General features: G+C 66.2%; 31 protein-coding genes and 1 riboswitch. Of the genes, 29 read left to right on the top strand and 2 right to left on the bottom strand.

All coding sequences use genetic code 11. The features are described 5' to 3' along the window. Positions 1 to 15: 15 nt before the first annotated feature. From MTR62_RS04555 to MTR62_RS04455, 20 genes are all read left to right on the top strand, one after another. On the top strand, positions 16 to 1,434 hold the full coding sequence (locus MTR62_RS04555; RefSeq protein ID WP_244017407.1) for an alginate export family protein: 1,419 nt from the start codon (positions 16 to 18) through the stop codon (positions 1,432 to 1,434). 260 nt (positions 1,435 to 1,694) lie between these two features. Beyond that, complete coding sequence (locus MTR62_RS04550; protein ID WP_244017405.1) at positions 1,695 to 1,889, top strand: 4Fe-4S binding protein; 195 nt, start codon at positions 1,695 to 1,697, stop codon at positions 1,887 to 1,889. Positions 1,890 to 1,901: 12 nt separating this feature from the next. Next, positions 1,902 to 2,843, top strand: a complete 942-nt coding sequence (locus MTR62_RS04545; RefSeq protein ID WP_244017403.1) for a 4Fe4S-binding leucine-rich repeat protein — start codon at positions 1,902 to 1,904, stop codon at positions 2,841 to 2,843. Beyond that, positions 2,840 to 3,061, top strand: a complete 222-nt coding sequence (nifT, locus tag MTR62_RS04540) for a putative nitrogen fixation protein NifT (protein ID WP_244017401.1) — start codon at positions 2,840 to 2,842, stop codon at positions 3,059 to 3,061. Before MTR62_RS04545 ends, nifT begins: the two co-directional genes overlap by 4 nt. After that, on the top strand, positions 3,058 to 3,918 hold the full coding sequence (locus MTR62_RS04535; RefSeq protein WP_327194377.1) for an SIR2 family protein: 861 nt from the start codon (positions 3,058 to 3,060) through the stop codon (positions 3,916 to 3,918). The genes nifT and MTR62_RS04535 overlap by 4 nt, the downstream gene beginning before the upstream one ends. 144 nt (positions 3,919 to 4,062) lie before the next feature. Next, complete coding sequence (locus MTR62_RS04530) at positions 4,063 to 4,464, top strand: hypothetical protein (protein WP_244017397.1); 402 nt, start codon at positions 4,063 to 4,065, stop codon at positions 4,462 to 4,464. Between the two features lie 266 nt (positions 4,465 to 4,730). Further along, on the top strand, positions 4,731 to 6,308 hold the full coding sequence (nifB, locus tag MTR62_RS04525; RefSeq protein ID WP_244017395.1) for a nitrogenase cofactor biosynthesis protein NifB: 1,578 nt from the start codon (positions 4,731 to 4,733) through the stop codon (positions 6,306 to 6,308). Between the two features lie 183 nt (positions 6,309 to 6,491). Then, entirely contained in the window at positions 6,492 to 6,644 is a 153-nt protein-coding gene (locus MTR62_RS04515; RefSeq protein WP_407672604.1) for a 4Fe-4S dicluster domain-containing protein, read from the top strand. Continuing rightward, positions 6,641 to 7,234, top strand: coding sequence for a hypothetical protein (locus MTR62_RS04510; protein ID WP_244017461.1), 594 nt, complete (start codon positions 6,641 to 6,643; stop codon positions 7,232 to 7,234). Before MTR62_RS04515 ends, MTR62_RS04510 begins: the two co-directional genes overlap by 4 nt. Then, positions 7,215 to 7,562, top strand: a complete 348-nt coding sequence (locus MTR62_RS04505; RefSeq protein ID WP_244017393.1) for a nitrogen fixation protein NifZ — start codon at positions 7,215 to 7,217, stop codon at positions 7,560 to 7,562. Before MTR62_RS04510 ends, MTR62_RS04505 begins: the two co-directional genes overlap by 20 nt. Continuing rightward, a complete protein-coding gene (locus MTR62_RS04500; protein ID WP_244017391.1) occupies positions 7,559 to 7,831 on the top strand; it encodes a nitrogen fixation protein NifZ in 273 nt (90 codons plus the stop codon). The genes MTR62_RS04505 and MTR62_RS04500 overlap by 4 nt, the downstream gene beginning before the upstream one ends. Positions 7,832 to 7,847: 16 nt before the next feature. After that, entirely contained in the window at positions 7,848 to 8,213 is a 366-nt protein-coding gene (locus MTR62_RS04495; RefSeq protein WP_244017389.1) for a DUF3024 domain-containing protein, read from the top strand. Between the two features lie 12 nt (positions 8,214 to 8,225). Next, positions 8,226 to 8,516: a hypothetical protein gene (locus MTR62_RS04490; RefSeq protein WP_244017387.1), complete on the top strand. Its 291-nt coding sequence runs from the start codon at positions 8,226 to 8,228 to the stop codon at positions 8,514 to 8,516. Further along, a complete protein-coding gene (locus tag MTR62_RS04485; RefSeq protein WP_244017385.1) occupies positions 8,513 to 9,691 on the top strand; it encodes a DegT/DnrJ/EryC1/StrS family aminotransferase in 1,179 nt (392 codons plus the stop codon). The genes MTR62_RS04490 and MTR62_RS04485 overlap by 4 nt, the downstream gene beginning before the upstream one ends. A 53-nt stretch (positions 9,692 to 9,744) precedes the next feature. After that, entirely contained in the window at positions 9,745 to 10,044 is a 300-nt protein-coding gene (locus tag MTR62_RS04480; protein WP_244017383.1) for a 2Fe-2S iron-sulfur cluster-binding protein, read from the top strand. Positions 10,045 to 10,083: 39 nt separating this feature from the next. Further along, positions 10,084 to 10,335 (top strand): BolA/IbaG family iron-sulfur metabolism protein, encoded by a 252-nt coding sequence (locus MTR62_RS04475; protein ID WP_244017381.1) that lies wholly within the window; start codon positions 10,084 to 10,086, stop codon positions 10,333 to 10,335. Between the two features lie 14 nt (positions 10,336 to 10,349). Next, entirely contained in the window at positions 10,350 to 10,664 is a 315-nt protein-coding gene (grxD, locus tag MTR62_RS04470; RefSeq protein WP_244017379.1) for a Grx4 family monothiol glutaredoxin, read from the top strand. A 2-nt stretch (positions 10,665 to 10,666) separates the two neighbouring features. Next, positions 10,667 to 11,170 carry a TOBE domain-containing protein gene (locus MTR62_RS04465; protein WP_244017376.1) on the top strand — a complete coding sequence of 168 codons (504 nt, stop codon included), beginning with the start codon at positions 10,667 to 10,669 and terminating at the stop codon, positions 11,168 to 11,170. A gap of 50 nt (positions 11,171 to 11,220) precedes the next feature. After that, positions 11,221 to 11,296, top strand: a riboswitch (Fluoride riboswitch). A 25-nt stretch (positions 11,297 to 11,321) separates the two neighbouring features. After that, the gene (locus MTR62_RS04460; protein WP_244017374.1) at positions 11,322 to 12,650 is read left to right on the top strand and encodes a voltage-gated chloride channel family protein; all 1,329 of its coding nucleotides are present in this window, start codon (positions 11,322 to 11,324) and stop codon (positions 12,648 to 12,650) included. Positions 12,651 to 12,789: 139 nt separating this feature from the next. Continuing rightward, the gene (locus tag MTR62_RS04455) at positions 12,790 to 13,554 is read left to right on the top strand and encodes a siderophore-interacting protein (protein WP_244017372.1); all 765 of its coding nucleotides are present in this window, start codon (positions 12,790 to 12,792) and stop codon (positions 13,552 to 13,554) included. A gap of 79 nt (positions 13,555 to 13,633) precedes the next feature. On the opposite strand, the gene MTR62_RS04450 is transcribed toward MTR62_RS04455, so the two are convergent. Both MTR62_RS04450 and MTR62_RS04445 read right to left on the bottom strand, forming a co-directional pair. After that, positions 13,634 to 13,840: a TOBE domain-containing protein gene (locus MTR62_RS04450; protein ID WP_244017370.1), complete on the bottom strand. Its 207-nt coding sequence runs from the start codon at positions 13,838 to 13,840 to the stop codon at positions 13,634 to 13,636. A gap of 100 nt (positions 13,841 to 13,940) precedes the next feature. After that, positions 13,941 to 14,372, bottom strand: a complete 432-nt coding sequence (locus tag MTR62_RS04445) for a response regulator (RefSeq protein WP_244017368.1) — start codon at positions 14,370 to 14,372, stop codon at positions 13,941 to 13,943. Positions 14,373 to 14,810: 438 nt separating this feature from the next. Here MTR62_RS04445 and nifH point away from each other — a divergent pair, with 438 nt between their 5' ends. The 9 genes from nifH (at position 14,811) to fdxB (ending at position 23,306) form a co-directional block, all read left to right on the top strand. Then, positions 14,811 to 15,689, top strand: a complete 879-nt coding sequence (nifH, locus tag MTR62_RS04440; protein ID WP_244017366.1) for a nitrogenase iron protein — start codon at positions 14,811 to 14,813, stop codon at positions 15,687 to 15,689. 121 nt (positions 15,690 to 15,810) lie between these two features. Then, positions 15,811 to 17,313 carry a nitrogenase molybdenum-iron protein alpha chain gene (nifD, locus tag MTR62_RS04435; protein ID WP_244017364.1) on the top strand — a complete coding sequence of 501 codons (1,503 nt, stop codon included), beginning with the start codon at positions 15,811 to 15,813 and terminating at the stop codon, positions 17,311 to 17,313. Positions 17,314 to 17,349: 36 nt separating this feature from the next. Beyond that, positions 17,350 to 18,909, top strand: a complete 1,560-nt coding sequence (nifK, locus tag MTR62_RS04430; protein WP_244017363.1) for a nitrogenase molybdenum-iron protein subunit beta — start codon at positions 17,350 to 17,352, stop codon at positions 18,907 to 18,909. Between the two features lie 84 nt (positions 18,910 to 18,993). After that, positions 18,994 to 20,493: a nitrogenase iron-molybdenum cofactor biosynthesis protein NifE gene (gene nifE, locus MTR62_RS04425; RefSeq protein ID WP_244017361.1), complete on the top strand. Its 1,500-nt coding sequence runs from the start codon at positions 18,994 to 18,996 to the stop codon at positions 20,491 to 20,493. A gap of 2 nt (positions 20,494 to 20,495) precedes the next feature. Next, positions 20,496 to 21,893 carry a nitrogenase iron-molybdenum cofactor biosynthesis protein NifN gene (gene nifN / locus MTR62_RS04420; protein WP_244017358.1) on the top strand — a complete coding sequence of 466 codons (1,398 nt, stop codon included), beginning with the start codon at positions 20,496 to 20,498 and terminating at the stop codon, positions 21,891 to 21,893. Next, entirely contained in the window at positions 21,890 to 22,306 is a 417-nt protein-coding gene (gene nifX, locus MTR62_RS04415) for a nitrogen fixation protein NifX (protein ID WP_244017356.1), read from the top strand. The genes nifN and nifX overlap by 4 nt, the downstream gene beginning before the upstream one ends. Positions 22,307 to 22,309: 3 nt before the next feature. Further along, a complete protein-coding gene (locus tag MTR62_RS04410) occupies positions 22,310 to 22,768 on the top strand; it encodes a NifX-associated nitrogen fixation protein (RefSeq protein ID WP_244017354.1) in 459 nt (152 codons plus the stop codon). A gap of 14 nt (positions 22,769 to 22,782) precedes the next feature. Beyond that, positions 22,783 to 23,016, top strand: coding sequence for a CCE_0567 family metalloprotein (locus MTR62_RS04405; RefSeq protein WP_244017352.1), 234 nt, complete (start codon positions 22,783 to 22,785; stop codon positions 23,014 to 23,016). Then, positions 23,013 to 23,306: a ferredoxin III, nif-specific gene (fdxB, locus tag MTR62_RS04400; protein ID WP_244017350.1), complete on the top strand. Its 294-nt coding sequence runs from the start codon at positions 23,013 to 23,015 to the stop codon at positions 23,304 to 23,306. The genes MTR62_RS04405 and fdxB overlap by 4 nt, the downstream gene beginning before the upstream one ends. Positions 23,307 to 23,330: the final 24 nt, after the last annotated feature.

Below are 23,330 nucleotides of genomic sequence, written 5' to 3'. Positions count from 1 at the left end.
AGGGGGGCTTTTCCAATGATCGAATCTACCCACCGCGCCTGGCGCGCGCCCTTCGCCTGCGCTCTTCCCGCAGGCCTCTTCCTGGTGTGCGCCAGCCCTGCGCTGGCGCAATCCACTGCCGCGTCGGGCTCGGCGCCGACCCTGCAGGGCGCGCTCGGCGATCCCGACGGCCTGACCATCAAGGGCACCGTCCGGGCGCGTTACGAAGCCATCGACAACCAGTTTCGGCCCGGTCTCGACCGCAACAGCGACGCGCTCCTGCTGCAGACCGACCTCCAGATCGAATACGATACCGGACCGGTGCGGGTGGGGACCGAAATCACCGACTCGCGCGCCTATGGCGGCGGCACCGGGAGTTCGCTGTCGACCACCGAGGTGAACGCGCTGGCGGTGACCCAGGCCTATCTCGCCTTCGACCTGGGCTCGGCGCTGGGCGCCGGATCGACGACCACGTTCGAGGCGGGCCGCTTTACCATGGACCTGGGCTCGCGGCGGCTTTCGGCCCGCAACAGCTACCGCAACACCATCAACGCCTTCACCGGCTTTCGCGCCGACTGGAAGGGGGCCAAGGGGCAGAAATTCACCGCCTTCTACACGATGCCGGTGGTGCGCCTTCCCGACGATCAGGACGGCATTCTCGACAACGACGTGCACGCCGACAGCCAGAGCTTCGACCTGACCTTCTGGGGCGCCTTCGCGAGCACCCCGATCGCGGGCGGCGCGGCCACGCTCGAGACCTATTTCTACGGTCTCGACGAGAACGACACCCCCGATACCGCGACCACCAACCGCCATCTGCGCACGCCGGGTGCGCGGCTGCACCGCGCGGCCAAGGCGGGCACGATCGATTTCGACATCGAGGGTGCCTACCAGTTCGGCAACGTGCGCGCGAGCAAGTCGGCCAGTGCGGCGCGGCTCGACGTGTCGGCCTACTTCGCGCACGGCGAGCTGGGCTATACTTTCGCGAGCGGCTGGGCGCCGCGCGTCGCGTTCGAGCTCGACGTGGCGTCGGGCAACAAGGGCGGGGGATCGTACAACCGCTTCGACACGCTCTACGGCGCGCGCCGGTTCGAGTTCGGGCCGACCTCGCTCTATGGCGCGCTGGGGCGCAACAACATCCGCTCGATCGGTCTGCTCGCCTCGGCCAAGCCCAGCAAGCGTCTCGCGCTCACCGGCATGTACCGTGCGGCCTGGGCGGACAGCGTCGATGACAGCTTCGCCTCGACCAAGGTCTCCGACACCAGCGGCGATGTCGGCCGTTTCGCCGCGCACCAGATCGAGGCACGCGCAAGCTACTGGCTGGTGCCCAAGGTGCTCCAGGTCGAGGCAGGCGGCGCGGTGCTGATCGATGGGGACTTCCTCAAGCACGCCTCGGGCGCGACCGGTAATGGCGATACCCGCTACGGCTATGCGAGCGCGACAGTGCATTTCTGACGGCGCATCCCGATCCGCAGGCGCGCCATCATCACGATGGTGCGCGCCTTTTCCGGCGCGGCCCCTATTGAAGGGGCCGCGCTTTCGCGTTTGCGCCCGCGCGCCGGGGCCGGCCCGGCGCCGCGCCGCTATGGACGAAACCGAACACGCTTTGTCGGGTCCCGAACACAGTTGGGATGTCGTAAGAAACTGAAATCGCGAAGTTTAAGCTTTGGCACGCTTCCTGCTTTTGAACGGGAAACTCTGGCAGGAGAGTATCCATGGCTTACAAGATCATCGCCTCGCAGTGCACCGGTTGCAGCGCTTGCGAATTCGAATGCCCCAACGCGGCGATCTCGATGAAAGGCGATACGTTCATCATCAATCCCGACAAGTGCACCGAATGCGCGGGCGAATACGACCATCCGCAGTGCGATACCGTGTGCCCGGTGCCCAAGACCTGCGTACCGGCCTGAACGGGCCGCACGGTGGCGAGCGGCGAGGCCGGGAACGCGCTGGGCGCGGCGGCGCGGCAGCCTTACGAGGATAACCTGGGCGCCGCGCTCGACTGGACCGGGCGCCCCGTGCGCTGCCGCGAATGCGACCACCAGGCAATCAAGGCGATGGGGCTGTGCGTCAAGGGCAAGGCCTGCATCCGTGATCGCCGGGCGCGGCGGGTCGACACCTTCCTGCGCGCCAATCCGCAGCTGGCCGACCGCTATCTGGACCATCCCTACTTCGAGGTGCGCGCGGGCGCGGCGCGTTACGCCACGCTGTTTCGTCTGGGCGCGCTGCTCGACGATCCCGAGCCCGAAGTGCGCGCGGTGGCCACGCTGCGCCTTCCCGAGGAAAGGATCAAACGCATGATCCACGACGAAGATACCGACGTGCGCATCGCGGCGGCTTCGCGGCTTTCGGGCGCGGACCTGATCCCGGCGCTGCACGACAGCGCCTACATGGTGCGCATCACCGCGGTGCGGCGCATGCCCGCCGAGATGCTGCCGCTGGTGCGCCACGATCCCGACCCCGAAGTGCGCGCCTGGGTGGCGCGGCGGATCGATCTGCGCGCGCTGCCCGACATGGCCTTCGACACCGATCCGCTGGTGCGCCGCGAAGTCGCCGCGCGCCTGCCGCTCGAACCCTTGCGGCTCCTGGCGAACGACAGCGACATGCGCGTGCGCTTTACCGTCGCCGAACGCATTGCCGAGGAGGATCTTTTCGCGCTGCTGGACGACGAGGAGCCTGCGATCGCGGAGCTGGCGCGCGCGCGCATCGCGCTCGTGCCGGGGTTGGGCCTGCGGCTTCACGATTACGACCGGGGGCATGACCTGGCGCGGGAGCGTGCGCGGGTGCGCGACGGGCGCCTGCATCTCGTCGAACCCTTCGATCGGCCTGATCCGGCCCCCAAGCAAGGAAACCCAGAGCCATGAAAGTCATGATCCGCCGCTCCGAAGGCCAGCTTTCGGCCTATGTCCCCAAGAAGGACCTCGAGGAGCCGATCGTCGCGCTCGAGAAAGAAAGCCTGTGGGGCGGCTGGGCGCGCCTTGCCAACGGCTGGGTGCTCGAACTGCCCGATATGGCCGAGGACACCCGCCTGCCGATCACCGTCGAGGCGAAGAAGCGCGCCACGGCCGAGGAGGAGGAATGACCGCGATGACCACCGCCACTCTTGCCAATCCCCAGGCGCTGCTCGGCGATGTCGCCGCAGGCTTTCGCGCGGGCACGCTGGTGCCGTTCGTGGGGCCGGGCGTGTCGGCGCTGGAGGAGCATGGCGCGCCGCTGTCACCCGAGGAACTGGCTGATTTCTTCGCCACCAAGACCGCCTTGCCCAAACGCGCCAAAGGCAATTGCTGGTCGGCCGCACAGTACATCGAAAGCACCCGCTTTCGCGACACGGTGACGGTGTGGATGCAGGAGGCCTTTGCGGCGGGCGTCGCGCCCTCGCCGTTCCACCACTGGCTGGCCCAGCTCCCGCTGCCACTCATCGTCGATGCCTGGTACGCGAGCGAGATGCACGCCGCGCTGCTCGCCTCGGGGCGCGGCGACTGGGCGCAGGTGCAGGGCATCACCCGCGCCGGGATCGGCGAGGATCGCTGGTTCCGCTTCTACGATGCGACCGGGGCCGCGTGCGAGGCGGACACGGCGGCACAGGCGACGACGCTGCTCTACACCCCGCACGGCGGGATCGCGCCCGCGGCCAATTTCCTCATCACCGACGCCGACTATGTCGAGGTGCTGACCGAGATCGACATCCAGACCCCGATTCCGGAGGAGGTGCGCCAGCGCCGTACCGGGCTGGGCTTCGTTTTCCTCGGCTGCCCGTTCAACGACCAGCTTTTGCGCATCTACGCGCGCCAGATCATGAAGCGCTCGTCCGATCGCCACTACGCGGTGGTCGATGTCGCGAAGCTGACCCGCAACGAGGCGCGTTTCCTTGAGGAACAGAACATCGCTGCGATCGACCTGCCGCTGGGCGAGGCGCTGGCCGCGCTGATGGCGGCCTAGCCGGGCGCTCACGCGCCCATACCCTTCTCACGTGCGACCCCCGGGCGCTTTTCGCCTCGGTTCCTTGCACCGCTCCTCCTTCGGGAGGGGCGGTGTTTTTTACGCGGCCTTGATCGCGCCGCCGGGCAGTGCGAGGGAAGGGCCATGCAGTCCCACACGCGCGCCCTCATCGCGGCTTCGGCCTTTGCTTTTGTCACCGGCAAGAAAGTCGCCGGGCTTTACGATCACGCTGAAGCGCGCGACCGGCTGATCGCGGCCGAGAGCCGCCGCGACCAGCTTCAGGGATTCGATGGCGAGCGTCAGGTCAAGTTTTCGGGGCGCCTGCCCGAACTCTACGACGAAGGCGACAGGGTCTCGATCGCGATGGCGATCACCGATGGCACGGTCGAGGGCTACGATCGCGGCTCGGCGACATCCTACACCGCCAGGGTCGCCGACGACTTCGTGCAGCTCTACGACCACGGCGCCAAGGCCTGGTTCGATTACGACGTGCAGAACCCCGACGCGGCGATGAGCTATTATCGAGGCGGCGCAGGCGCGGCCTGAGTACGGCAAGAGCGAGGGGGCCGACGGGCCGCTCGCTCGCGGCGTTGGGTAAGCCCTTTCGTCCCGTGGTGTGTGCAGGCGTGTCGTGACCCGGACAAACCCGGTTGCATTCGCGACATGGGCCGGGCGCGCCAATGTCGCATCGCAGCATGAATAGGGCCTAATTGCGTCCCTGCGGGCATCTGGCATGGTGCTTGCTGACACACTCTCCATCAGCACAGGCCGGCGGTGCCCCCCGCCGCCCGGCACAGGATGGGGAGTTTTTCATGACCGACACCCTTTTCATCGGCAACCCGGACACCGCGACCAGTTCGAACGGCGGTGCGGTCGATATTGCCGACGTCATGCAGAAGATGGCCGAGCACAAGGGCTGCGGCACCGAAGGCGGCAGCGGCAAGGCAAGCTGTGGTTCCTCCGGCGGGCCCGAGGACATGCCGCCCGAAATCTGGGAAAAGGTGAAGAACCATCCATGCTATTCGGAAGAAGCGCACCACCACTACGCGCGCATGCACGTCGCGGTCGCGCCCGCCTGCAACATCCAGTGCAACTACTGTAACCGCAAGTACGACTGCGCCAACGAGAGCCGGCCCGGCGTCGTCTCCGAGCGGCTGACCCCCGAGCAGGCCTCCAAGAAAGTGCTGGCGGTCGCCTCGACCATTCCGCAGATGACGGTGCTGGGCATCGCCGGGCCGGGCGATCCGCTCGCCAACCCCAAGAAGACCTTCGAGACCTTCCGGCTCATCAGCGAAGTCGCGCCCGACATCAAGCTGTGCCTCTCGACCAACGGCCTTGCGTTGCCCGACTGGGTCGACGAGATCGCCAAGTACAAGGTCGATCACGTCACCATCACCATCAACATGGTCGATCCCGAGGTTGGCCAGCACATCTATCCCTGGATATTCTGGGAGAACAAGCGCCTGCAAGGCTACGAAGCCGCGAAAATCCTGAGCGAGCGCCAGCTGCTCGGGCTCGAGATGCTGACCGAGCGCGGTATCCTCGCCAAGATCAACTCGGTGATGATCCCGGGGATCAACGACCAGCACCTCGTCGAGGTCAACAAGGCGGTGAAGGCGCGCGGCGCGTTCCTGCACAACATCATGCCGCTGATCTCCGCGCCCGAACATGGCACCGTGTTCGGCCTCAACGGTCAGCGCGGCCCCAGTGCGCAGGAACTCAAGGCGCTCCAGGACGCGTGCGAGGGCGACATGAACATGATGCGCCATTGCCGCCAGTGCCGCGCCGACGCGGTCGGCCTGCTGGGTGAGGACCGCTCGGCCGAGTTCACCACCGAGAAAATCATGGAGATGGAGGTCGAGTACGACGCGGCGGGCCGCGCGGCCTACCAGCAGGCGGTCGAGGCCGAACGCCAGGCCAAGGTCGAGGCGCGCAAGAGCGAGCTTGACGGGCTGGAACAGGCGGGCGACCTGGCGTTGCTCGTCGCGGTCGCCACCAAGGGCCACGGCATCATCAACGAACACTTCGGCCACGCCAAGGAGTTTCAGATCTACGAGCTGACCGCCAAGGGCGCCAAGTTCGTCGGCCACCGCCGCGTCGATCTCTATTGCCAGGGCGGCTACGGCGAGGAGGACGCGCTCGACACCGTGATCACCGCGATCAACGACTGCCACGCGGTCTTCGTCGCCAAGATCGGCGGCTGCCCCAAGGCCGATCTTCAGGCCGCCGGGATCGAGCCGGTCGACCAGTACGCGCACGAATTCATCGAACAGTCCGCGCTGGTCTGGTTCAAGGACTACCTGGCCCGGATCGCCAGCGGCGAAATCATCCACAACGAACGCGGCGATGCGGCGATCCGTCAGGGCGCGCTGCTCAGCCAGGCGGGCTGAGCGCCATGGCCTACACCATCGTCGCCAGCCAGTGCACCAACTGCACCGCCTGCGAGGCGCTGTGTCCGAACATGGCGATCTCGGAAGCGAGGGGCACCTTCGTCATCGATCCGGCGCTGTGCACCGAATGCATCGGGCATTTCGACACCCCGCAGTGCGTGGCGNGAGGCGCTGTGTCCGAACATGGCGATCTCGGAAGCGAGGGGCACCTTCGTCATCGATCCGGCGCTGTGCACCGAATGCATCGGGCATTTCGACACCCCGCAGTGCGTGGCGATCTGCCCGGTCGACGATACCTGCGTGATCGATACCCGCGTGCCGAGGTATCAGGCATGAGCGGGGCGGGCGACAGGCTGCTGTTCGAAGGGTTCGGCGGGGAATCGGACGCGTTCGAGCGTTCGATCCTCGCCAGCCCGCTGCTCGGCGGCGGGCTGCCCGCCGAGGCGCGCTTTCACCTCGACCGCGCGGCCGAGCGCTACCACATCACCGACGTTGCCGAAACGCACCTGTTCACCGCCGAGACCCTGGCGCCCGATCACGCCGCGGTGCTGATCGCGCTCTACCGCTTCTATTTCTACAAGGGGCGGCTGGGTGAGGCGCTCGACGTGGCGCGCACCTGCGTCGCCAAGGCGCTGCGGCTCAACGTGCTGGGCGAGGACTGGCGAGCGGTGGCGCCCGGCGATGCGCCGTTTGGCGAGTGGGAGGCGCTCTTGCCGCGCTTCTTCCTCTTCAGCCTGAAGGGGTTTGCTTATCTTTCGCTGCGCACCGGGCGGCTCGCCGAAGGGCGCGAGGCGGCGGAAAAGCTGATCGAACTCGACCCGCGCGACCGGATCGGCGCGCAGGTCCTGATCGACGTGCTCGACCGGCTCGAGGCGGATGAAGACGACGAGCAGGAGGAGGGTGGTTATGGCGAACATCGTTCGTGACAGCGACGTCGTTGAACTGGGTGGACCACCTGCCTTTCGCTACGGCGAAAAGGTCCGCGCGCGCCGTCTGGTACGCAACGACGGGACTTATGCGGGCAAGGAGATCGGCGAACTTCTGGTGCGCAAGGGCGAGGAAGGCGTGGTCGTCTCGATCGGCACCTTCCTCCAGCAATTCTACATCTATGGCGTCGAGTTCACGCAAAGCGGCAACCGTGTGGGCATGAAGCGGCGCGAGCTCGATCCGGTCTGGGCGGGCGAGGAGGAAGCCGACGAACTGCCCTGCGCGCTGCCGACGCGCGCGGGCCGGGCGGGGAGCCTCGCGCGATGATGGACCTGCGCGAACCAATTTTCGGCTGGGGCGAGAAAGTGCGTGCCGCGCTTGACCTCATCAACGACGGCTCGTTTCCGGGCGTGGGCGAAGGGGCAGTGCTCGCCGCGCGCGGGACACGCGGCGAGATCGTCAACGTGGGGCACCACGAGGAAACCAACCAGCCGGTCTACCTCGTCGAGTTCGACGGCGCCGCGCCGGGCGCAAGTCCGCTCGTCGTGGGGTGCCTCGAAGGCGAACTCGAACGGCCCGAACGCGAACGGCCATGAAGGAGGAGGGGAAACCATGTCGATAGCCGCCGCCCTTCGTCTCTCCACTGCGCCGCGCGCGGTGCGACAACCCAACGAATTCGACCGCATGCGCGTTGCCCGCACGCTCGAGCAACGCACGCGTTACCGCTACGTGGCCCCGAGCGTCGAGCCGGTGGTCGATGGCTATCTGGTGCGCAGCCCGTGCTGCTCGCGCCGGATCGATCCGGCCGGGGGCGAGATCGATGTCGCGCTCTTGCTGTGGGATGAAGAGCGGCGCGACTGGCTGCTCTACCGGCGCGACCACGGGGCTGCCTGCTGGATCGAGGATGGCCGCTTCGCGCGGCTGGGCGAGCTGCTCGTGCGGCTCAACACCGACCCGGCGCGTGTGTTCTGGCAATAGGAGGACGAACCGATGGCGATCAGCGAACTCGAACTGGCCCGCATCGATGCGCTGTTGAGCGCGTTGGGGGGCGCCGCGCAGCCCGATCCGCTGGCCATCGCGCTGCAACGGCTCGTTCCCGGCCTGGCGCTGCGCCGCTGCGATGCGAGCGACGTGCTGGAGGAACCCTTCCGGTCGGCCGGGGCCTGTGATCTGCACCTGCTCGACACCGCCGACCATTGCCTTCTCGTGACCGATCAGCCCGAGCGGGCCGGTGGCCTGCTGCTCGCCGCGCGCGCCAGCCAGCCCGAGGTGGCGGCATGAGCGCCGAGGTCATCGCGATCGACACCGGGCGGCGCGTCCAGATCCCGCTGAGTGATCCGGACCTCACGCTCGAAGACGTGGTCGCGGTCGAGCAGGTGCTGCGCGGCGCCCAGCTGGGTGAGGCCGCGGTGGTCGAGGAACTGGAGCAGACGCTCGCTTCCTACTGCGGCCGCGCGCGCGGTGTCGCGGTGGCCAGCGCGGCGATGGGGCTGGTTCTGGCGCTCGTCGCCAGGGGCATCGGGCCGGGCGACGAGGTGATCCTTTCGGCGCATTCGTTCCGCGAGCTGGGCCATGCCGTGCTGCGCGTCGGGGCGACCCCGGTCTTTGCCGACATCGACTACTGGTCGGGTTGTCTTTCGGCGGCCAAGAGCGCGGACAAGGTGACCGCGCGCACCCGCGCGATCATTGCTGGCAACACCTGCGGCCACCCGGCCGACTGGCCGGGCCTTCGCGCCCTTGCCGAGGCGCACGGCCTGTTCCTGATCGAGGATTCGAGCGAGGCGATCGGCTCGCGCCACAAGGCGGGTCTGGTCGGCTCGTTCGGTGATGTCGCGCTGTTCGATTTCGCGCAGCCCGGCGTCATCGCCTGCGGTGAGGGCGGGGTGGTGCTGACCGACGATGCGCAGTTGGCGATGGCGCTGCGCCGCCTGCGCGCCCGCACGCTGGCCGATCGCGCCTCGGTTTCGGCCACGACCGAGGCGCCGTTCGGGGCACCGATGGGCGCGATGGTCGCCGCGCTCGCGCTGTCGCAGCTGCGCCGGATCGACGTGCTGCTCGAACGCCGCCGCGGCATCCAGGCGATGTACGATGGCTTCATGCAGAGCTTCGAGGGGATCAAGCCGCCCTACGTCTCGCCCGATGTCGAGGAGGTCCACTGGTTCCTCTACATCGTCCACCTCGGCACGCGTTTCACCAAGGGCGCGCGCGATGCGATCCTGGAGGACATGCGCACCGAAGGGGTGGAGGCGCACGCCTATTCGAGCCCGCTCCACCTCCAGCGCGCCTACCGCGCGCTCGGCTGGACCAAGGGCGACCTGTTCGTGACCGAGAAGGTCGCCGACCGCGCGGTGGCGCTGCCCTTCCACGCGCATCTGGTGCCCGAACAGATCGCCTTCATGGTTGCCCGGCTCAAGGATTCCTCGATCAACGCGGGCGCGGGGGCGGCGATCTACTGACCATCACCCCCGCACGCAGGCCATTCTCAACACAGGAAAGAAGCGAAGTACCGATGACCACGCTCACGATCATGCCGTCCGCCACTTCGGTGGCCGTGTCCGAAGGCGACAGCCTGCTCGCCGCCATGCTCGCCAACGGCGCTGCGGTTGCGCACAAGTGCGATGGGCAGGCCAGCTGCGGCCAGTGCCACCTTTTCGTGCTCGACGGGCGCAAGGGCCTGTCGCGTTCGACCCGCGAGGAAAACGCCATTCTCGATACCATGGTCGGCGTCAGCTCGAAGTCGCGCCTGGCCTGCCAGTGCACGATCCTGGGCACCGAGGACGTCACGGTCGAGGTCCTCAGCTTCGTCTGATCCGCTGGCCATGCACGCCGTACAACAGGAGGTTCCCTCATGCCGATGGACAGTGTCGAAATCGAACGCCGCATCAAGGCCGCGTTTCCCGATGCCGTGGTCCTCATGGTCGATCTGGCCGGTGATGGCGATCACTGGGCCGCGCGGGTGACCTCGGCCGAGTTCGCGGGCCACAGCCGCATCGCGCAGCACAAGATGGTCTACGCCGCGATCGGCGCGGACATGGGCGGCGAACTGCACGCTCTGGCCTTGCAGACCTTCGTTCCCGCCCCCGCACCTCCCACGCCTTAGAAAGGAATACCGTGATGGCTACTTCCGATCGTATCCGGTCGCTCGTTACCGAGAATGAAATCGTCGTCTTCATGAAGGGCGAGCCCGCCGCCCCGCAATGCGGTTTCTCCGCTGGCGTGGTCAAGGTGCTCGACGCGATCGGGCGCCCCTATATCGGCATCGATGTGCTGAACGATCCGTTCCTGCGCGAAGGGATCAAGGAATATTCCGACTGGCCCACGCTCCCGCAGGTCTATGTGCGCGGCGAGTTCGTGGGTGGGTGCGACATCGTGCGCGAGATGTACGCGAGCGGCGAGTTGCAGGCGCTGCTCGGCACGCAAAGCGCCTGAGGATGCCTGTCTCCTCCTCCAGTGCGGCCGGAACCGGAACGGTCGTCCCGCTGTCGCGCTACGGCTCGCGCCGCCTGCGGGTGAGCGAGCGCAACATGCTCGAAGGGATCGTCACCGCGATCGTCCATGGTTCGGTCAGCGCCGAAGTCGGCCTGCTGGTCAACGAGCGGATCGTGATCGATGCGCTCGTCCCGGCCAGTTCGGTGACGGCGCTTGGCCTCAGGCCCGGCGGACGCGCGGTCGCGCTCATCAAGCCCAGCTTCATCACCCTGATCGATGACGTGCCGGGTCTCGCGCTTTCGGCGCGCAACCTGATCGGGGGCACGGTGACCGAACTGGTCATGGGCCCGGTCGAGGCCGAATGCGTGCTCGACATCGGCGAGGGGCGCGAACTGGCGGTGGTGGTCACCCGGTCGAGCGCGATCGAGCTCGAACTGCAACCGGGGCGCACGATCCTGGCCAGCTTCAAGGCCTCGCACCTGATCCTCGCCGCGATCGACGAGTGATACCGCGTTGCGGCGACCTCTTGACCTTTGCGCCGGGGCACAGTAGCGGCCCCGGCCAAGGCAATGGATTTCTGCCGGGCCCTTCGGGCCGAACCGCCCACCAGGGCTGATGATTCCTGCTTCTGACCGCGTCGGTATCGAAGGAGGAATTGTGCCTGCATCATTCAACACCCTGTGGCTTCGTTTCCAACCCGCAGCGCTGCTGCGCTGGCTGATCGTGCTGGTGCCGCTCGCGGTGCTGGTCGGCACCTTGTGCTCGGCCTTCCTGTGGAGCCTCGAAGCCGCGACCGAGGCGCGTTTCGCGCATCCCTGGCTGCTGTTCGGGCTGCCGCTCGGCGGGGGCGCGGTGGGCTGGCTCTACTATCGGTTCGGCACCTCGGTCGAGGCGGGCAACAACCTCATCGTCGAGCAGATCCACGAGCCGGGCGGCGGCGTGCCGCTGCGCATGGCGCCCCTGGTGTTCCTGGGCACGGTCGTCACGCACCTTTTCGGTGGTTCGGCCGGGCGCGAGGGGACGGCGGTGCAGATGGGCGGCAGCCTGGCGAGCTGGGTCGCCGGGATCGCCCGGCTTGATGCCGCTGGCGTACGCATCGTGCTGATGGCGGGTGTCGCGGCCGGGTTCGGCGCGGTGTTCGGAACGCCGCTTGCCGGCGCGGTCTTCGCGCTCGAAGTGCTGGCGGTGGGCCGGGTCGAATACGGCGCGCTGCTGCCCTGTCTGCTCGCCGCGTTGCTGGGCGACTGGACCTGCCAGATGCTGGGCGCGCATCACACGCTCTACACCGTCCACACCTTGCTTCCGGTGAGCGAATGGCTCGCACTCGAGCCGGTGCTGCTGGGCAAGGCCGCGCTGGCGGGGGTTGCCTTCGGGCTTGCCGGGCTGGCCTTTGCCGAGGCGAATCACGTCCTTGGCGGCTGGATGAAGCGCGTCGTGCCCTATGGTCCGGCGCGCCCGGTGATCGGCGGGCTGGCGGTCATCGCGCTGGTCTATCTTTGCGGCACGCGCGACTATCTGGGGCTCGGCGTCTGGGCGCCGGATGACCACGTCGTCACCATCTCCAGCTTCTTTGGCGACACGGTCTATCCCTGGAGCTGGGCGCTCAAGCTGCTGTTCACCGTCGTCACGCTGAGCTGCGGGTTCAAGGGCGGCGAGGTGACCCCGCTGTTCTTCATCGGCGCGGCGCTGGGCAACGCGCTGGGCGGCGTGCTGGGCGTGCCGCCCGACCTTTTTGCCGCGCTCGGCTTCGTCGCGGTCTTTGCGGGTGCGGCCAACACGCCGCTGGCCTGCACGATCATGGGGGTGGAGCTGTTCGGCGGCGCGCATCTGGTGCCGATCGCGGTGGCCTGCTTTGTCGCCTATGTCTGTTCGGGGCACAACGGCATCTACCTTTCGCAGCGCGTGGGCGTGCCCAAGACCGCGGGCGAGGGGGTTCCGGTGGGCGTCACGCTGCGCGAGGCGCGCACCCGCATTCCCCGGCCTTGAGCGCGCGCTTGCGCAAGGGAACCTGAGCCATGCAACAAATCGTTACCTGACCTTCGCAAATTGAATGGCCCGCGCCATTGCATTCGCAAGGGGCGGGTCTATCTTTCTTATTGCAAAGTTTTCGCAATAAGGACCCGCCATGCCCAGACCCGCACCGCGCACGATGACTGTCCTCGCCCGCCAGGCCGTGTCGCCCTCGATGATCCGCATCACACTGGGCGGGCCGGGGCTCGAGGGCTATCCCGAGGAGCAGCAGGGCGGCTACGTCAAGCTGATGTTCGAACCCGCGCCGGGCAAGGCCAAGCCGACGCTGCGCACCTACACCATTCGCGCGCAGCGCCCCGGCGAGATCGACGTCGATTTCGCGCTGCATGGCGTGGAGAACGGGGTTTCCGGCCCGGCGACCAACTGGGCCTCGCGCGTTCAGCCCGGCGAGACGATCGAGGTGGGTGGTCCCGGCGCGGCCAAGCCGCTGCCCGAGGGGTTCGATTTCTACCTCGTCGCCGGCGACATGACCGCGATCCCCGCGATCTCGGTCAACCTCGAGGCGCTGCCGCGCGAGGCCAGGGGGCTGGCCGTGATCGAGATCCAGCAGGAGGGCGATCGCGTTGCCATCGATGCGCCCGAAGGGGTCGAGATCCGCTGGGTGGTCAACCCGCATCCGGGCGATCATCCCGAATTGCTGGTCGATGCGCTCAAGGCCTTCGGCTGGCCGGAGGGGCGCGTCTACGGCTGGGCGGCGAGCGAGTTTTCGGCGATGCGCCTGATGCGCCAGTACCTGCGCGAAGAGCGCGCGCTGACGCCTGCGGAACTCTACATCTCGAGCTACTGGAAGCTCGGCCTTGACGAGGAAAGCCACAAGGTGGTCAAGCGCGAGGACATGGAGGCGAGCACGCCCGCCTGAGGGCGGCCTCGGCTTTCCATGAAATGCAAGACAAGGGTGCGGGGGCCATGCGGATGCACGGCCCCCGCACCCTTTTTGCCTACTTGCCGATCAGCAGGTCGCTGGCCTTGATGATGACCGTCACCGCATCGCCCGGCGCGAGGCCGAGTTCCTCGATCGCTTCTTCGGTGATGCTTGAGGTCAGGATCGTTCCGCCGGCGATCTCGACTTTGACCGTGCCGTTTACCGCGCCGGGCGTGATCGCGGTGATGGTGCCGGGAATCTTGTTGCGTGCGCTTATTTTCATGCCTGTCTCCGTGGATCGTGTCGGTGCCTTTCGCCGCGCGCCTTTCCCGGTGTTTCCCGTCTGTCGCGGGATAGAATCGTTGCTGAGAGCCTGAGCCGGATCAGAGCCCGCCGAGCTGGATCAGCGGCGCGCCGCCCGCGCGGCCCAGGATCGTGTCCACCTTCTGGCGAACCGCTTCCATGCGCAAGGGCTTGATCAGCGCGCCGTGCGCGCCCGCCTTGAGCGCGGCGATACCCAGCTCCTCCTCCTCGGGCGCGGCGACGATCAGCGTGCGCGCGCGCGGATAGCGCGCGGCGATTTCGCCGATCACCCCGATCCCCTTGGCGCGCACGATCGACAGGCCCAGGATCAGCACATCGGGCTCGAGCCAGTCCTGGCCCTTGGCGTAGGCTTCCTCGAGCGAGCCGAGTTCGTGGGTTTCGATCTCGTCGTGCAGCATGAACTGCAGCGCGGCGCGGGTGATCTCGTCCTCGTCGACCACGAAGATGCGCCGCTGGTCGACGGCCTTGGCGGTTTCAACCCCGATCTGCATGTCTGTCTCCTGTGCAAGTGGCGTCCGGGCCAGCGAAGCAAGGATCGTTCCATATCCGCGCGCCCGCTCACCTGCGCGCGAGGATGGCGTGCGGGTGCGCGCTTGCAGGCAGAACGCGCGGTCGAACGGCGCTGCGACACGGCGGTGACATTTCCGGCTGGCGTGTGTCCTTTGCGACAGGCCGGGGCGCTTTGTTGGCTTTGTCACACGCTTGCGACAGGCCCTGAAAACGCCTCGGAAGCCCGGCTTTCCGGGGCATTTTCGCAAATGCGAGCATTTGGCACGCCCCGTGCAGAGGGGGTGGCGCAGCGGGCCGCGCCTGCTGACCCGCCGCAACGAAAGAAGACGCGTCGGGGAGAGAACCGGTTTGAAGACGGGGCCCCCCGCCCTCTCTTCGAGCACCGCGCGAAACGGCTTTAACAGCTTAGGAGCCAAGCAATGTCACTTCGTCAAATCGCCTTCTACGGCAAGGGCGGGATCGGCAAGTCCACCACCTCGCAGAACACGCTCGCCGCGCTCGCCGATCTCGGCCAGCGCATTCTCATCGTCGGTTGCGATCCCAAGGCCGACTCCACCCGCCTGATGCTCCACGCCAAGGCGCAGGACACCATCCTCTCGCTCGCCGCCGAGGCCGGTTCGGTCGAGGACCTCGAGCTCGAGGACGTCATGAAGATCGGCTACAAGGACATCCGCTGCGTTGAATCGGGCGGCCCCGAGCCGGGCGTTGGCTGCGCGGGCCGCGGGGTCATCACCTCGATCAACTTCCTCGAAGAGAACGGCGCCTACGAAGACATCGACTACGTCTCCTACGACGTGCTCGGTGACGTCGTGTGCGGCGGCTTCGCCATGCCGATCCGCGAGAACAAGGCCCAGGAAATCTACATCGTCATGTCGGGCGAGATGATGGCCATGTACGCGGCCAACAACATCTCGAAGGGCATTCTGAAATACGCCAATTCGGGCGGGGTGCGCCTTGGTGGGCTCATCTGCAACGAGCGCCAGACCGACAAGGAGCTGGAACTGGCTGAATCGCTCGCCGGTAAGCTGGGCACCAAGCTCATCCACTTCGTGCCGCGCGACAACATCGTCCAGCACGCCGAGCTGCGCCGCATGACGGTGATCGAATACGCGCCCGAATCCAACCAGGCGCAGGAATACCGCAACCTCGCCGAGAAGGTCCACAACAACTCGGGCAACGGCATCATCCCGACCCCGATCACCATGGACGAGCTCGAAGACCTGCTCATGGAGCACGGCATCATGAAGGCGGTCGACGAAAACCAGGTCGGCCTCACCGCCGCCGAACTCGCCAACTGAGCCCATCCGTGAACGTCCGGTTCCCCTCGCGCCTCTCATGGGCATGCGAAGCGAGGGGGGCCGGGCCCCGGTCCCAAGCGTGATCCACGAGCAAGGACGGATCAACCAGGAGTCCATCGAAATGAGCGTCTCAACCCCAACAGACATTGCCGAAGTCAAGGAACGCAACCGGGCGTTGATCCAGGAAGTCCTTGAAGTCTACCCGGCCAAGTCCGCCAAGCGCCGCGCCAAGCACCTCAACGTATCCGAAGAGGGCAAGAGCGACTGCGGCGTGAAATCGAACATCAAGTCCATCCCCGGTGTCATGACCATCCGCGGCTGCGCCTACGCCGGCTCGAAGGGCGTGGTGTGGGGCCCGATCAAGGACATGATCCACATCAGCCACGGTCCGGTGGGCTGCGGCCAGTATTCCTGGGCCGCGCGCCGCAACTACTACATCGGCACGACCGGCATCGACACGTTCGTGACCATGCAGTTCACCTCCGACTTCCAGGAAAAGGACATCGTCTTTGGCGGCGACAAGAAGCTCGCCAAGATCATGGACGAGATCGAGCAGCTGTTCCCGCTCAACAAGGGCATCACCGTCCAGTCGGAATGCCCGATCGGCCTCATCGGCGACGACATCGAGGCGGTCTCGAAGGTCAAGAGCAAGGAATTCGGCGGCAAGACCATCGTGCCGGTGCGCTGCGAAGGCTTTCGCGGCGTCTCGCAGTCGCTCGGCCACCACATCGCCAACGACGCGGTGCGCGACTGGGTGTTCGACAAGAGCGAGGGCAAGGAACCGCTGTTCGAACCCTCGCCCTACGATGTCGCGATCATTGGCGACTACAACATCGGTGGCGACGCCTGGTCGAGCCGCATCCTGCTCGAGGAAATGGGCCTTCGCGTGATCGCCCAGTGGTCGGGCGATGGTTCGATCGCCGAGCTGGAAGCGACCCCCAAGGCCAAGCTCAACGTGCTGCACTGCTACCGCTCGATGAACTACATCTCGCGCCACATGGAAGAAAAGTACGGCATTCCCTGGGTGGAATACAACTTCTTCGGGCCTTCGAAGATCGAGGAAAGCCTGCGCAAGATCGCCAGCTACTTCGACGAGAGCATCCAGGAAAACGCCGAGAAGGTCATCGCCAAGTACAAGGCGCTGGTCGAGGGCGTGATCGCCAAGTACCGCCCGCGCCTCGAAGGCAAGACGGTCATGCTCTACGTCGGCGGCCTGCGTCCGCGTCACGTCATCGGGGCCTATGAGGACCTGGGCATGGAAGTGGTCGGCACGGGCTACGAATTCGGCCACAACGACGATTACCAGCGCACCGCCCAGCACTACGTCAAGGACGGCACGCTGATCTACGACGATGTCACCGGCTACGAATTCGAGAAGTTCGTCGAGAAGATCCAGCCCGATCTCGTGGGCTCGGGCATCAAGGAAAAGTACGTCTTCCAGAAGATGGGCGTGCCGTTCCGCCAGATGCACAGCTGGGACTACTCGGGCCCCTACCACGGCTACGACGGCTTCGCGATCTTCGCGCGCGACATGGACATGGCGATCAACTCGCCGGTCTGGTCGATGGCGCCCACGCCCTGGAAGAAGGACGACGGCGACTATCTCGCGATCGCGGCCGAATGAGCCGCCATCCCCACCCCATCATGACAGGAGGCACCGATGCCCCAGGACGCAAATAAGGTCAAAGACCACTTCGAGCTGTTCCGCGGTGAGGAATACGTGGACATGCTCGCCCGCAAGAAGGCCGAGTTCGAGAACCCGCACCCGGCCGAGGAAGTCGCCCGCGTGCGCGAATGGGCCAAGACCGAGGAATACAAGGACCTCAACTTTTCCCGCGAGGCGCTGACGATCAACCCGGCCAAGGCGTGCCAGCCCCTGGGCGCCGTCTTCGCCGCGGTCGGCTTTGAAAGCACGCTGCCCTTCGTCCACGGCTCGCAAGGCTGTGTGGCCTATTACCGCTCGCACTTTTCGCGCCACTTCAAGGAGCCGACCAGCTGCGTCTCCTCCTCGATGACCGAGGATGCCGCGGTGTTCGGCGGGCTCACCAACATGATTGACGGGCTTGCCAACGCCTATGCGATGTACAAGCCCAAGATGATCGCGGTGTCGACCACCTGCATGGCCGAAGTCATCGGCGATGACCTCAACGCCTTCATCAAGACCGCCAAGGAGAAGGACTCGGTTCCCGAGGACTTCGACGTGCCCTTCGCCCACACTCCGGCTTTCGTCGGCAGCCACATCACCGGCTACGACAACGCCATGAAGGGCATCCTGGAGCATTTCTGGGACGGCAAGGCCAAGACCGCGCCCAAGCTCGAGCGCGTCGCCAACGGTTCGATCAACTTCCTCAACGGGTTCGATGGCTACGCGGTCGGCAACCTGCGTGAAGTGAAGCGCATCTTCGACATGATGAAGATCGACTACACGATCCTGGGCGATCAGTCGGACGTGTGGGACACGCCGACCGATGGCGAGTTTCGCATGTACGACGGCGGCACCACGCTGGAAGACGCCGCCAACGCGATCCACGCCAAGGGTACGATCTCGATGCAGGAATACTGCACCGAAAAGACCCTGCCGTTCATTGCCGCGCACGGGCAGGAAACGGCCGCCTTCAACCACCCCATCGGGGTCGAGGCGACCGACAGCTTCGTGATGGAAGTGGCGCGCATGGCGGGCGTCGAGATCCCCGACGAACTGGCCAAGGAACGCGGCCGCCTGGTCGATGCGATCGCGGACTCCAACGCCCACATCCACGGCAAGAAGTTCGCGATCTATGGCGATCCGGACCTGGCCTATGGCCTTGCCAAGTTCGTCATGGAACTGGGCGGTGAGCCGGTGGTGGTGCTCTCCACCAATGGCGGCAAGGCCTGGGCGGCGAAGATGCAGGAACTGTTCGACAGCTCGCCCTTCGGTGCGGGTTGCCAAGCCTATCCGGGCAAGGACCTGTGGCACATGCGCTCGCTCCTGTTCACCGAGAAGCCCGATTTCCTGATCGGCAACACTTACGGCAAGTATCTGGAGCGCGACACCGGCGTGCCGCTGATCCGCATCGGCTTCCCGATCTTCGATCGCCACCACAAGCACCGCTACCCGGTGTGGGGCTACCAGGGCGGTCTCAACGTCCTCGTCACGATCCTCGACCGGATCTTCGAGCACATGGACGCGACCACCAACGTGCCCAGCAAGACGGACTACAGCTACGACATCATTCGCTGAGCGTCCCTTGGTCCCCCGCCGCCACGAGACGGCGGGGGACGCTTCCTTCACCGCCTCCAACCGCCCCCAACGGAGATCGCCGCCATGACCAGTCTCAACCAGACCATCCAGGACGTGTTCAACGAGCCTTCGTGCGGCAAGAACCAGGCGAAATCCGAAAAGGAGCGCAAGAAGGGCTGCACCAAGCAGTTGCAGCCGGGTGGGGCTGCGGGTGGCTGTGCCTTTGACGGTGCCAAGATCGCGCTCCAGCCGATCACCGATGTCGCCCATCTCGTCCATGGTCCGATCGCCTGCGAGGGCAATTCGTGGGACAACCGCGGGGCCAAGTCCTCGGGATCGAAGCTCTACCGCACCGGCTTCACCACCGACATGACCGAGAACGACATCGTCTTTGGCGGTGAGAAGCACCTGTTCAAGGCGATCCGCGAGATCGTCGAAAAATACGCGCCGCCGGCGGTCTTCGTCTATGAGACCTGCGTTCCCGCGATGATCGGCGATGACATCGACGCGGTGTGCAAGCGCGCGGCTGAAAAGTTCGCAACGCCCTGCATTCCGATCCATTCGCCCGGCTTCGTGGGTCCCAAGAACCTGGGTAACAAGCTGGCGGGCGAGGCCATGCTCAAGCACGTCATCGGGACCAAGGAGCCCGAATACACCACGCCCTACGACATCAACGTGATCGGCGAATACAACCTCTCGGGCGAGCTGTGGCAGATCCGGCCGCTGCTCGATGAACTGGGCATCCGCATCCTCTCGTGCATTTCGGGCGATGCGCGCTACGAGGAAGTCGCCTGGTCGCACCGCGCGAAGGCGGCGATGATGGTCTGCTCCAAGGCGATGATCAACGTCGCGCGCAAGATGGAGGAACGCTACGGCATCCCCTTCTTCGAAGGCAGCTTCTACGGCATCGAAGACATGTCCGACACGCTGCGCGAGATCGCGCGCCTGCTGGTCGAGCGGGGCGCCGACGGCGAACTGATGGCGCGCACAGAAGCGGTCATTACGCGCGAGGAAGCGCGCGCCTGGGCCGCGATCGAACCGTACAAGCAGCGCCTTTCGGGCAAGAAGGTCCTGCTCGTGACCGGCGGGGTGAAGAGCTGGTCGGTCGTCGCCGCGCTGCAGGAGGCGGGGATGACGATCGTGGGCACCTCGGTCAAGAAATCGACCCGCGAGGACAAGGAGAAGGTCAAGAAGCTGATGGGCGATGACGCCCACATGTTCGACAACCTGGCCCCGCGCGAGATGTACCGCAAGCTGAAGGACGCCGAAGCCGACATCATGCTTTCGGGCGGGCGTTCGCAGTTCATCGCGCTCAAGGCCTCGATGCCCTGGATGGACATCAACCAGGAACGCCACGTCGCCTTTGCCGGCTATCACGGCATGGTCGCGATGGTGGCCGAAATAGACCGCACGCTTGCCAACCCGGTCTGGCAGGAAGTGCGTCGTCCCGCACCGTGGGAGAGGGCGGGCGATGTGGCATGGCAGGACCGGGCCCTGGACGCCCCGGGGCATGTGGCTTCCGTTCGTTCCGCCAATCCCCCTGACACCGGCCGTGCAACCGTTCGGGGAAAGGAAGCCGCATAGCCATGGCACAGCTCGTCAAGTCCCGTAAGGCCTGCACGGTCAACCCGCTCAAGATGAGCCAGCCGATCGGCGGCGCGCTGGCCTTCATGGGGATGCGCGCGGCGATGCCGCTGCTGCACGGCTCGCAAGGGTGCACCAGTTTCGGCCTGGTCCTGTTCGTGCGCCACTTTCGCGAGGCGATCCCCTTGCAGACCACCGCGATGTCCGAAGTGGCGACGGTGCTGGGCGGGTTCGAGAATGTCGAGCAGGCGGTGCTCAACATCGTCGCCAAGACCAGGCCCGAACTGATTGGCATCTGTTCCACCGGGGTGACCGAGGTGAAGGGCGATGACCTCGCCGGTTTCGTCGAACTCATCCGCCAGCGCCATCCCGAACTGGCCGGGGTCGCGATCGTCCAATGCTCCACCCCCGATTTTTCGGGCGCGTTCGAGGATGGCTGGACCAAAGCGGTGACCGCCATGGTCGAGGCGATGGTGACCGGGGCGGACGGCGCGATCCGCGATCCGCGCCGCATCAATGTCCTGCCCGGCTGCCACGTGACGCCGGGCGACATCGACGAACTGCGCGCGATCATCGAGAGCTTTGGCCTTATCCCGACCTTCCTGCCCGACCTGTCGGGCTCGCTCGACGGGCACATCCCCGAGGAATTTACCCCTACCACGCTTGGCGGAACCGGGCCTGAGGAAGTGCGCGCGATGGGCCTTGCCAGCTGGACGCTGGCGATCGGCGAACAGATGCGCGCGCCGGCACAGGCGCTGGAAGCGAAATCGGGTGTTCCCTTTCGCCTGTTCGAACGCCTGACCGGGCTGGCCGCCTGTGATGAGCTTTACGGCTTCCTCTCGATGATCTCGGGCCAGCCGGTGCCTCCCCGTTACCGCCGCCAGCGCGGCCAGCTGGTCGACGCGATGCTCGATTCGCATTTCCACATCGGCGGGCGCAAGTTTGCCATCGGCGCCGAGCCGGACCTCCTCTTCGCGCTGGTCTCGGCGCTGGGCGAAGTGGGGGCCGAGGTCGTCTCGGCGGTGACCACCACGACCTCGCCGATCATCGCGAAGATCCCCTGCGAGGAAGTTCTGCTCGGCGATCTTGAAGATCTCGAGGCGGGCGCGGCGCAGGCCGACATCCTGATGACCCACAGCCACGGGCGCCAGGCCGCCGAGCGGCTTCATCTGCCGCATTTTCGCATCGGTATCCCGATGTTCGACACGCTGGGCGCGGCGCACCTCGTGACCGTGGGCTATCGCGGCACGCGCGATCTGCTGTTCGCGGTGGGCAACATGCTGATGCACCGCCACCACGAGCCCGGCCCCGAGGACTGGCGCAACGCCTGGCCCGAAGAGGGCGCGTGCGCGCCATCGTCCGACCCGTCACCCCACGCTGAAAAGGAGCTTGTGCCATGAAAGTCGCCTTTGCCACGCAGGACCTCGAACGCATCGACGCGCACTTCGGTTGGGCGCGCAACATCGCGATCTACGATCTCACGCCCGAGGGCTGGGCGCTCGACAGGGTCGCGGAATTCTCGGGCGAGCTCAACGAGGATGGCAACGAGGACAAGCTCGAACCCAAGCTCAAGGCGCTCGAAGGGGTTTCGATCCTGGTCGTCGCCGCGATCGGCGGTTCGGGGGCGGCGCGCGTCGTCGCGCAGAACATCCACCCCATGAAAGTGCCCGAGCCCGAACCGATCGAGGGTATGCTCGCCAAGCTGCAACAGGTGCTCAAGGGCACTCCGCCGCCCTGGCTGCGCAAGGTCATGGCCAAGTCGGGCGAGAAGCAGGCCCAGTTCGACGACGATTTCGAGGAAGAGGAGGCGTGAGCCATGTCTGAACAGGTTATCGAGGCCCTGGCGATCGAAGGTTTCGCCGCCGCGCTGGTGCGCCAGATCCGTGCGCAGGACACCCACGGCCATTGGGAGCGCAAGGCGGACGGCGAACTGCTCGCCCCCTATCTGCTCGACAAGGAAGCGCGCCGCGCGATCCCGATCATCGGCGATCCCGATCCCGACACGCTCTGGCGGCTGGAGCTGTTCTACGGCGCGCTGTGCCTGGAGATCGAACGCCGCACGCGCCGCATGGTCCAGCCGATGATGAAGATGAGCCACGAAGGCTTCGGACGCATGGTGCTGATCGCCGGGCGGCTGGTGGTCGTCAACAAGTCGCTGCGCGACGTTCATCGCTTCGGTTTCGACAGTCTGGAAAAGCTCAATTCCGAGGCCGAGAAACTGATCGGGCAGGCCAGCGACATGATTACGAAATTTCCCGCCGTGGCGGATTATTGAGGGAGGCCGGTGCCATGTCCGATGCGCATGTCCCCGATGATCGGGCGCCCGATCTGGAAGCGATGAAGGCCGAAGTGAAGAAGCTCTCGGCGCGTGCGATGCAGGCCAAGATGGACTTGCACGACTTGTCCGAGGAACTGCCCGTGGGGCTGGCCAACGTGATGAAGGTCGCCGAGCGGGTCTGCGCCAGCTACGCGGCGCTGGAGGCCATGAAGGCGCAGATGCGCGCGCTGGAGAGCGCGTCGTGACCGCGCTTCTGACCCGTGGCGGGCGCGAATGGGTGCCCGAATACCTGCTCTCGATCGACCCTGAGGCGTGCATCGGCTGCGGGCGCTGCTTCAAGGTCTGCGGGCGTGCGGTGATGACCTTGAAGGGGCTCAACGAGGACGGCGAGATCGTCGAACTCGACGAGGATGACGACGACGACGAGATCGAGAAGCGGGTCATGGCGATGAACGACGCCGATGCCTGCATCGGTTGCGGTGCCTGCGCGCGGGTGTGCCCGACCAACTGCCAGACCCACGCCAAGGCCGCCTGAGACGGCCCTTCGAACGACGAGACC

This window comes from Novosphingobium organovorum, assembly GCF_022832435.1.
Taxonomy (GTDB): Bacteria; Pseudomonadota; Alphaproteobacteria; order Sphingomonadales; family Sphingomonadaceae; genus Novosphingobium; species Novosphingobium organovorum.
This window is presented reverse-complemented; position numbering and strand designations above follow the sequence as displayed.

What these genes read in the sequence shown, in the direction of transcription:
- MTR62_RS04410 (WP_244017354.1), top strand. Translation starts at nt 22,310, where the DNA reads ATGTCTGAACAGGTTATCGAGGCCCTGGCGATCGAAGGTTTCGCCGCC.
- MTR62_RS04455 (WP_244017372.1), top strand. Translation starts at nt 12,790, where the DNA reads ATGCCCAGACCCGCACCGCGCACGATGACTGTCCTCGCCCGCCAGGCC.
- MTR62_RS04555 (WP_244017407.1), top strand. Translation starts at nt 16, where the DNA reads ATGATCGAATCTACCCACCGCGCCTGGCGCGCGCCCTTCGCCTGCGCT.
- MTR62_RS04535 (WP_327194377.1), top strand. Translation starts at nt 3,058, where the DNA reads ATGACCGCGATGACCACCGCCACTCTTGCCAATCCCCAGGCGCTGCTC.
- MTR62_RS04475 (WP_244017381.1), top strand. Translation starts at nt 10,084, where the DNA reads ATGCCGATGGACAGTGTCGAAATCGAACGCCGCATCAAGGCCGCGTTT.
- nifE (WP_244017361.1), top strand. Translation starts at nt 18,994, where the DNA reads ATGACCAGTCTCAACCAGACCATCCAGGACGTGTTCAACGAGCCTTCG.
- nifX (WP_244017356.1), top strand. Translation starts at nt 21,890, where the DNA reads ATGAAAGTCGCCTTTGCCACGCAGGACCTCGAACGCATCGACGCGCAC.
- MTR62_RS04485 (WP_244017385.1), top strand. Translation starts at nt 8,513, where the DNA reads ATGAGCGCCGAGGTCATCGCGATCGACACCGGGCGGCGCGTCCAGATC.
- MTR62_RS04530 (WP_244017397.1), top strand. Translation starts at nt 4,063, where the DNA reads ATGCAGTCCCACACGCGCGCCCTCATCGCGGCTTCGGCCTTTGCTTTT.
- nifN (WP_244017358.1), top strand. Translation starts at nt 20,496, where the DNA reads ATGGCACAGCTCGTCAAGTCCCGTAAGGCCTGCACGGTCAACCCGCTC.
- MTR62_RS04500 (WP_244017391.1), top strand. Translation starts at nt 7,559, where the DNA reads ATGATGGACCTGCGCGAACCAATTTTCGGCTGGGGCGAGAAAGTGCGT.
- nifB (WP_244017395.1), top strand. Translation starts at nt 4,731, where the DNA reads ATGACCGACACCCTTTTCATCGGCAACCCGGACACCGCGACCAGTTCG.
- MTR62_RS04445 (WP_244017368.1), bottom strand. Translation starts at nt 14,372, where the DNA reads ATGCAGATCGGGGTTGAAACCGCCAAGGCCGTCGACCAGCGGCGCATC.
- MTR62_RS04510 (WP_244017461.1), top strand. Translation starts at nt 6,641, where the DNA reads ATGAGCGGGGCGGGCGACAGGCTGCTGTTCGAAGGGTTCGGCGGGGAA.
- MTR62_RS04550 (WP_244017405.1), top strand. Translation starts at nt 1,695, where the DNA reads ATGGCTTACAAGATCATCGCCTCGCAGTGCACCGGTTGCAGCGCTTGC.
- MTR62_RS04505 (WP_244017393.1), top strand. Translation starts at nt 7,215, where the DNA reads ATGGCGAACATCGTTCGTGACAGCGACGTCGTTGAACTGGGTGGACCA.
- MTR62_RS04515 (WP_407672604.1), top strand. Translation starts at nt 6,492, where the DNA reads ATGGCGATCTCGGAAGCGAGGGGCACCTTCGTCATCGATCCGGCGCTG.
- nifH (WP_244017366.1), top strand. Translation starts at nt 14,811, where the DNA reads ATGTCACTTCGTCAAATCGCCTTCTACGGCAAGGGCGGGATCGGCAAG.
- MTR62_RS04405 (WP_244017352.1), top strand. Translation starts at nt 22,783, where the DNA reads ATGTCCGATGCGCATGTCCCCGATGATCGGGCGCCCGATCTGGAAGCG.
- MTR62_RS04490 (WP_244017387.1), top strand. Translation starts at nt 8,226, where the DNA reads ATGGCGATCAGCGAACTCGAACTGGCCCGCATCGATGCGCTGTTGAGC.
- nifK (WP_244017363.1), top strand. Translation starts at nt 17,350, where the DNA reads ATGCCCCAGGACGCAAATAAGGTCAAAGACCACTTCGAGCTGTTCCGC.
- MTR62_RS04465 (WP_244017376.1), top strand. Translation starts at nt 10,667, where the DNA reads ATGCCTGTCTCCTCCTCCAGTGCGGCCGGAACCGGAACGGTCGTCCCG.
- MTR62_RS04480 (WP_244017383.1), top strand. Translation starts at nt 9,745, where the DNA reads ATGACCACGCTCACGATCATGCCGTCCGCCACTTCGGTGGCCGTGTCC.
- MTR62_RS04450 (WP_244017370.1), bottom strand. Translation starts at nt 13,840, where the DNA reads ATGAAAATAAGCGCACGCAACAAGATTCCCGGCACCATCACCGCGATC.
- grxD (WP_244017379.1), top strand. Translation starts at nt 10,350, where the DNA reads ATGGCTACTTCCGATCGTATCCGGTCGCTCGTTACCGAGAATGAAATC.
- nifT (WP_244017401.1), top strand. Translation starts at nt 2,840, where the DNA reads ATGAAAGTCATGATCCGCCGCTCCGAAGGCCAGCTTTCGGCCTATGTC.
- MTR62_RS04495 (WP_244017389.1), top strand. Translation starts at nt 7,848, where the DNA reads ATGTCGATAGCCGCCGCCCTTCGTCTCTCCACTGCGCCGCGCGCGGTG.
- nifD (WP_244017364.1), top strand. Translation starts at nt 15,811, where the DNA reads ATGAGCGTCTCAACCCCAACAGACATTGCCGAAGTCAAGGAACGCAAC.